Origin of the sequence: Pseudomonas sp. VA159-2, assembly GCF_024126635.1 — a bacterium.
Lineage (GTDB): Bacteria > Pseudomonadota > Gammaproteobacteria > Pseudomonadales > Pseudomonadaceae > Aquipseudomonas > Aquipseudomonas muyukensis.
In genome coordinates this window covers 1-1,156 of sequence record NZ_JAMYBV010000077.1, presented here as the reverse complement: position 1 = coordinate 1,156, position 1,156 = coordinate 1, and the positions used below count along the sequence as shown (strand labels likewise).

The 1,156-nt window shown below is 55.7% G+C and carries 1 protein-coding gene; it reads right to left on the bottom strand.

All coding sequences use genetic code 11. The annotated features are described in order from the left end of the window. Positions 1 to 1,082, bottom strand: a 1,082-nt coding sequence (locus NJG22_RS24425; RefSeq protein ID WP_253098498.1) for an IS481 family transposase, incomplete at its 3' end; no start/stop codon positions are given. Between the last annotated feature and the right edge of the window lie 74 nt (positions 1,083 to 1,156).

Sequence of the window (1,156 nt, the reverse complement as noted above, 5' to 3'; positions counted from 1 at the left end):
CGTTGATGGCAGAAATAGACATCGAACATGTCCCCACCGTCTCGCCCGGGGCGTATCGCTATGGTCTGCCCGACCAAACCTTTTGCGATGCTGAAATAGCGTTTCTGAAAGCGGAAGCGACTGTGATAAACCTTGGCCAGGATATCGTCTGGCCCATATTCAAATTCCTCAAGCTGATTGGGGTAGGCCCACGGGCTGGGGTGATATCTGGCCATCGGCACTTGATACCCCAAAGCCTGATGAGGGCGCTGTAAGTTGTAAATTTCCCGCCATCGGTCAAACGCCGTTTGTGCTTGCACCAAGGTCGAGAACTGCCGCCCATCGAGTACTTCAGCCTTCAATGAACGGTGGAAACGCTCAATTTTGCCATTCGTTTGAGGGTGGTACGGGCGACTGAAACTTATCTGTATCCCTAGTCGAATCAACCAGATACTCAGTTCAGTAACCTCTCCAGGATTACGCGGTGAGCCCCAGGGAGCACCATTATCGACGTTGATTCGGAGCGGTAGGCCGTAGCGCTGGAAGACCTCAGTCATCTTCTCCTTGACCGTCGTTCCTCGCTCGTTATCGCAAGCGTGAATAGCCAAATTGAAGCGGGAGTGGTCGTCAAGAATGGTCAGCGGATGACACCGGCCTTGTTGCAGGGCGAAGTGCCCTTTGAAGTCCATCTGCCAGAGATCGTTGGGTGCATCGTGCTCAAACCTAAGCCGCGCCTCTCGTGCCTTCTCAGGGCTCTGGATCAGTTCATGGCGGTGCAACACGTTGGTGACGGTGCTGGGGGCAATACGCTTGCTCAGCAGGCTGCTGATTGTGCGTCCGCCCCAGGCCGGGTGCTCCTGTCGAAGTGCAACGACTTCTGCTTCCAACGCAGCCTCGGTCAAGCGGGGGCTACTAGCCGGCCTCCGAGATCGTTCTTGTAGAGCGGCCGAGCCACCTTGCTCAAAACGGCGCAGCCACTTGTATCCGGTTTGGGGACTGATGCTGAAGCGTCGGCATAACTCTCGAATATTGGCATCCGGTTGTCGCGCCAGGGATACGAACTCTTCTTTCAGGCTCATGGCGTTTCTCACGTTCCAAGGCATGGCGAAAATCCTGGCAAAGGGGGCTGCCAGGAAGTGTCAACCATGTCTCCGTACAGGTGTCCACCATGTGTCCG